This is a genomic window from Caballeronia sp. AZ7_KS35, from assembly GCF_023631045.1.
GTDB lineage: Bacteria > Pseudomonadota > Gammaproteobacteria > Burkholderiales > Burkholderiaceae > Caballeronia > Caballeronia zhejiangensis.
The window spans coordinates 1-5,759 of sequence record NZ_JALQDV010000016.1; the positions used below are offsets into that span (position 1 = coordinate 1).

Sequence of the window (5,759 nt, forward strand, 5' to 3'; positions counted from 1 at the left end):
TATCCAACGTGATGTGATCGCGCGAGGCGTCTTCACCACTGTGAAGGACTTGGACCGTAAGCTGATGCGCTATATCCACGAGCACAACAAGAATCCGAAGCCGATTAAATGGAAGTACGACGACCCATCGCGCCGAATTCGGCCGGTGCCATTTCAATGATGCAGTGGACTAGTATAACGTGCTTCCTCTTAGCATCGGCCCAAGTTGTGCGTGCAAAGATACCTGTACAAAGTCTGGGAAGCGGGTAGGATGGGACGTGCCGTCCGGACCGAATGCCGCTTTCGGTTCCAGCAGTGCTTCGACGTTTTTACCGAAGTCCGTTATGCATCGGAGGTCGTGCAACCCGATCAATCCGTCAGTACTACCGAAGCTGCTTTGCACACATTCTTACTTTGTCGGCTGAACGGCGCGAGGGCTCACTCATGACAGTCAGTTTCCGCTTATATCGTGGGCTGGAAATCTATCCGCTCGTCTTTCCACGCCAATCGACCTTGTCCGGTCACGGGCACAGCTATGAGGACGGATTCGATGCCGCCGTGCGTATCAAAGAGCCGGAAACGGAAGCCGGTCAGGCGCGCAGTTGCGTGTTAAGGCTGCCCGCCCAAAACGGGTATCGGAGCGCGGGCGATGCGCGGCGCGCCTGCACAGCATATGCAGAGGAAGTGATCGACACTTGCCCAATTAGCCGCGCGTTTTTCGGCGAGCAAACGAACCATCGGGTGCGGGAAGCAGCGACCCGACACGATGCAACGACCGAAGCGCGCCCGCCCTCCAAACAGGTCGATAGAAAAGTTGAAGATCATGCAAACGAGTCCGACGAGCTTTCGCATTGACCCGACGCCCCGAAGGGCAGACGGAGAATACATGGCGCACGCACGCATCAGCGGTAACGCCGCGGACGGCAGCCTGACCGACGTGCTTAATAGCGGTGACCTCGGGGGCTTCGACCTTCGCGCAGATGCCGTCGAATTTGCGACGAAGTGGGCGCAAGAGTGGCTTGCAACACGCTTCGGTTGATGCGTGCGGCCCGCCCGCTGCTCGCGCGCCCGAGATCCGTCCAGGTGGTCAAGAAGCATGGACGAAATCAATAGCTGCGGGCCTGAAGGTTTCGGTACCTAGATATTTGTGTACGCGTGGTGGCGCATGCATGACTATCCGAAGGTTGCTTAGACCGTCCCATGCTGACTCATGTTAGTCTCCGAAGACGAAAGGGAGGCTTTCATGCACCGAACGATCCCATACCGCGGCTTCGAGATTCAGATCGAACTGACTTCTGCTGCTGACGAGAACACCTTTGACGTGACCTTTCAGATAAGAGGCGCGACGAACCTCGAAGTGCTCGGTGCGCGGGGAGGTCGCATCCCGTTGCGCAACGGTCCTTTTACTGAGCGTTGGGCCTATTTGGTAGCCGAAATTGCCGGCCAAGCCGCAATCGACGTGTTACTCGGTCCCGTCGATTGACTGCATGTTTGTTTCCCGACCCACTACACTCACTAATTGTTGGTGTACGTCGCCTAGCCGGAATCCGGCGTACGGTTGGATTGACGATCAGCCGCGTACGCAAACGAACGCGGTCAGCCCCGATTTCTTAAACCGCCAAGAAAGCGTCCTTCCAAGATTGTGCACAGCAGCACAGTAGGCAACTATTTTTTGCCGAGAGCATGAGCCCGGTAGTTGGAGGCATCGCTTGTTGCCTTCTGCCGCAATGCATCTCCGAATACCTGAATCAACAGCACCTGCAATGAGTGAACCACGGAGGATCCGGGATCCATGAAACTTCGCGTCGGATACAAACTGTCGTACGAGTGCTCGCAGCCGACGCCGATGATGCTGATGCTGAACACGCATTTTTCGCAGGCCAAAGATGTCGTCGTGGCCGATCTCCTCGTCACAGATCCGCCGGTGCCGATAAGGCAATATCGCGATTTGTTCGGCAACCTATGCAGTCGAATCGTGGCACCTGTCGGACGTGTGGCATTGAGCACCACAGCGCTGCTGAATGTGTCAGATTCTATGGAGACGCGGCCCATTGAGGGGTGGGCCCATCCGGTTGAGCAGTTGCCCGACGATACGCTGAGTTTTCTATTGGGCAGCCGCTATTGCGAGACCGATCTACTGGTCGAGATTGCGTGGCAAATTTTCGGTCAGTGCACGCCTGGCCGCGACACTGTTCTGGCGGTCTGCGACTTCGTGCACGAACACATCGAATTTGATTACGGCCATGCGCGGCCGACCAAAACTGCGTGGGACGTGTACCGTGAACGCAAAGGCGTCTGTCGCGACTTCGCGCATCTGGGCGTCACCCTATGCCGGGCAATGAATATTCCGGCGCGCTACTGTACGGGCTATATCAGCGATGTCGGCTTGCCGCCCGTTACGGCGCCGATGGATTTTGCGGGATGGTTTGAAGCTTACGTGGGCGGTAGCTGGCAGACGTTCGATCCGCGAAACAACGCGCCGCGTATTGGACGTGTTTTGATGGCATACGGGCGCGATGCCGCCGATGTCGCAATTAGCAACGCATTCGGAGCCGCCGTGCTAACGCACTTCAATGTGCACTGTGACCAGGAATGACCGAGCTTCGCCCTTGCGACGCTGAGCCGGCGCGGTAACGTACGGATAAGGTGCGTCGCGCTGCAATGGCGCAGTTGGAAGCGAACGGTTTATTGCGCGGAGCTGATCGTTGTGGCGCGACGCGCGAGACTGTCCAAAGGATTGAAGTCTCCCGAGCGGCCGCTTTGGAGAAGGGCGAGTGCGCGTTGTGGGTTGGAAATCCGACTCGCTGACTGCACTCTGCTGGCCGGCAGATCTGGGTCGACGAGCGTGCTTAGTATCTCAGTCACGCGATTTGCGCCGCTATACCAAGGGCTATGCGACGCCATGGCCGAATTAGACCTGGACGATCATCTAAGTCAGTTTTTCGATTGGCCCGATAGTCGTTTCTGATACGTCGACGTGGATGACCGAAACAATCTGTTAGCGGCCCTCTCATGCCCGACCTCGCAACTGGCAGCAGTGGGTCGGGGAACGAAACCGCTCGCGCGGTAAGGGGCTACGGCCCGACTTTGCGGGGCTTGAGAAGGGAGCGGCGCGATTCCGTATGTTGATGATCGGGGCAATCCGCCTCGTTCCTCAACGGAGCCGCATCATGATGTCCACACAACCGGGCGTCAGCCCGCTGCGTCAGCGCATGACGGACGACATGCGCATGCGCCAGCTTTCTCCCAAGACTCAAGCGGGCTACTTGCGCATTGTGCGTGAATTCGCCCGATATCTTAAGCGCTCGCCCGACACCGCGACGGTCGAAGCCCTGCGAAACTACCAGTTGTATCTGGTCGATCGCGGAACATCGCCTATCTCTCTCAATGCGGCAATCACCGGCCTGAAGTTCTTCTTCGACATTACGCTTCAGAAGCCGGAATTGATGGCTCGGATGCAGCCGGTGCGCGTGCCGCGCGTACTGCCGGTTATCCTCAGCCCGGACGAGGTCCGGCGACTGATCGCGGCACAGGTAACTTAAAGCATCAGACAGCGTTGTCGCTCGCCTATGGCACCGGGTTGCGGGCCGGCGAAGTGGTCGCGCTCAAAGTGGGCGACGTCGATAGCCAGCGCATGACGCTGCGCGTCGAACAGGGCAAGGGCCGTAAGGATCGCTATGCGATGCTCTCACCGGTGCTGCTAGAGCGCTTGCGGGTCTGGTGGCGCGTGGCCCGCTCGCAGGGCAAGATGCCCGATGGCGGCTGGTTATTTCCGGGACTCGATCCTGTCGACCCGCTGACTCCGCGGCAACTCAATCGCGCGATTCGCGCTGCGGCCGAAGCCGCGCAAATCGACAAGCGCGTATCGATGCATACGCTGCGCCACAGTTTTGCCACGCACCTGCTCGAGCAGAAGGTGGATATCCGCGTGATTCAGGTGCTGCTGGGTCACAAGAAGCTTGAGACCACCGCACTTTACGCCCAGGTCGCCACCGACTTGCTGCAAGAAGTCGTCAGCCCGCTGGAGCGCCTGCGCCTCGAGTAGCGGACACGCGGTCGGATCCGATGCTGGAGGTCGCGGACATCTTCCGCGCCTGCGGGCCCACGTGGCGACGCACAGTAGCATTGAGCCTGGGGCAGTTGAAGGTGATGTCGGCCATCGAACAGTGCCGCAGCGCGGCGCTGGGCGGACATGTGCTGCGCTGTTCAGGCTGCAAGCGAACCGAGATCGCGTATAACTCATGTCGGAATCGCCATTGCCCGAAGTGTCAGGCCAGTGCCGCACGCCGCTGGCTCCAAGCGCGAGAGGCCGATCTGCTGCCCGTGGAGTACTACCACGTCGTCTTCACGCTCCCCGCACCGATCAGTGCGATCGCTTGGTATAACAAGCGCGTCATCTACGGGCTGCTGTTCGATATCGCCGCCGAGACGTTGCGCACTATCGCGGCGGACCCCAAGCACCTAGGCGCCGACATTGGCGCCACGCTCGTGCTGCACACCTGGGGCTCAGCGCTCACGCATCATCCTCATGTGCACGGCATTGTCCCGGGCGGTGGCCTCTCAGACGATGGCGCACGTTGGATCGCCTGTCGGCGCGGCTTCTTCCTGCCCGTGCGCGTGCTCTCGCGCCTGTTTCGCAGGCGCTTCCTGGAGGCGCTCACTGATGCTCATCAGCGCGGACGGCTTCAGTTCTTTGGCGAGTACACGCAGCTCGCGGATCGCGCGGCCTTCGCGAGGTGGCTTGCACCGCTGCGGGCTTCGGAATGGTTCGTGTATGCCAAGCGTCCGTTTGCGGGCCCTGAAGCGGTGCTCGCGTACCTGTCACGCTATACACATCGCGTCGCGATCTCCAACCAGCGTCTACTTGCCTTTGATGAGCGAGGCGTGACCTTCCGCTGGAAGGATTACCGCGAGAAGGGCCGCACCCGCTACAAGGCCATGACGCTGGACGCTGCGGAGTTTATGCGCCGCTTCCTGCTCCACGTGCTGCCAGTCGGGTTCCATCGAATCCGGCATTATGGGTTGCTCTCTAACCCGGTGCGCCGCGCAAATCTAAGAAAGATACGTACGCTGCTCGGCGTGACCCCCGAACTCCGCCCAACACCGCACGACACGGTCATCGTCGATCGACCAACCTTCATCTGTCGGCACTGCGGCGCGCCCATGCTTGTCATTGACATTCTCCCGCGTACCGTACCGATTCGTGCCCCACCATAGGCGGCCCAGCGATGAGCGCTTTGCTTCGATCTCCATCTCAACAGTCGGCTTTGCGTCAACGCCGCCGACGAGCGGACGGTTGTGCTTTGAGCGTCATAGACGGTCCTACAGCCATGATCCGAGCTGACGGTCACATGCGAGGTCGCCTTCATTGCCGCCTTCACGCCGCTCCGGACGCTTGCATCGCCCGCCGCCGGCCCGCAACCCAGATCAGCCACATTGATCAATCGCCATAGCGAAAACGCTGACTGCATCGGACTACTCCGCGGTTTCCTTCCTCGAGGTTTATCCAACGCCTGCCCGCACGCGTTGTCGTTCGATGACGAGCCCGTGGTTGAGGGCAGGCATCGAATAAACCTAAACGGGTAGTGCCGCTCGGCACGACACGGCGCCGCCAGTCCGACTGTTGCATGGCCGGCTTTGGCTTCAGGGCGCCGGCTTGGCTCCCACATCAGACCTCGGTCTCTGACGCCTTAGGGCCCGTCGTTAAGGGTTTGCGGAACTCTGGAAACGTCGGCGTTCTCAATGACGCTTGGCACACCTGCGGAATCATTGACCAGCTG

5 protein-coding genes and 2 pseudogenes are annotated in these 5,759 nt (G+C 59.8%); all 7 read left to right on the forward strand.

What is annotated here, in order from left to right; genetic code table 11:
• A pseudogene (locus NCT05_RS13675) lies at window positions 1–160 on the forward strand (IS630 family transposase); the annotation flags it as partial.
• A gap of 263 nt (window positions 161–423) precedes the next feature.
• Window positions 424–834 (forward strand): hypothetical protein, encoded by a 411-nt coding sequence (locus NCT05_RS13680; protein WP_250502558.1) that lies wholly within the window; start codon window positions 424–426, stop codon window positions 832–834.
• Window positions 803–1,018 carry a hypothetical protein gene (locus NCT05_RS13685; RefSeq protein WP_250502561.1) on the forward strand — a complete coding sequence of 72 codons (216 nt, stop codon included), beginning with the start codon at window positions 803–805 and terminating at the stop codon, window positions 1,016–1,018. The genes NCT05_RS13680 and NCT05_RS13685 overlap by 32 nt, the downstream gene beginning before the upstream one ends.
• Window positions 1,019–1,222: 204 nt before the next feature.
• Window positions 1,223–1,462 carry a hypothetical protein gene (locus NCT05_RS13690; RefSeq protein ID WP_248324094.1) on the forward strand — a complete coding sequence of 80 codons (240 nt, stop codon included), beginning with the start codon at window positions 1,223–1,225 and terminating at the stop codon, window positions 1,460–1,462.
• A 309-nt stretch (window positions 1,463–1,771) separates the two neighbouring features.
• Window positions 1,772–2,575, forward strand: a complete 804-nt coding sequence (locus tag NCT05_RS13695; protein WP_250502559.1) for a transglutaminase-like domain-containing protein — start codon at window positions 1,772–1,774, stop codon at window positions 2,573–2,575.
• 574 nt (window positions 2,576–3,149) lie between these two features.
• Window positions 3,150–4,024 (forward strand): annotated as a pseudogene (locus NCT05_RS13700) (tyrosine-type recombinase/integrase).
• A 20-nt stretch (window positions 4,025–4,044) separates the two neighbouring features.
• Entirely contained in the window at window positions 4,045–5,196 is a 1,152-nt protein-coding gene (locus NCT05_RS13705) for an IS91 family transposase (protein ID WP_250502560.1), read from the forward strand.
• Window positions 5,197–5,759: the final 563 nt, after the last annotated feature.

What these genes read in the sequence shown, in the direction of transcription:
- NCT05_RS13690 (WP_248324094.1), top strand. Translation starts at nt 1,223, where the DNA reads ATGCACCGAACGATCCCATACCGCGGCTTCGAGATTCAGATCGAACTG.
- NCT05_RS13680 (WP_250502558.1), top strand. Translation starts at nt 424, where the DNA reads ATGACAGTCAGTTTCCGCTTATATCGTGGGCTGGAAATCTATCCGCTC.
- NCT05_RS13695 (WP_250502559.1), top strand. Translation starts at nt 1,772, where the DNA reads ATGAAACTTCGCGTCGGATACAAACTGTCGTACGAGTGCTCGCAGCCG.
- NCT05_RS13705 (WP_250502560.1), top strand. Translation starts at nt 4,045, where the DNA reads ATGCTGGAGGTCGCGGACATCTTCCGCGCCTGCGGGCCCACGTGGCGA.
- NCT05_RS13685 (WP_250502561.1), top strand. Translation starts at nt 803, where the DNA reads ATGCAAACGAGTCCGACGAGCTTTCGCATTGACCCGACGCCCCGAAGG.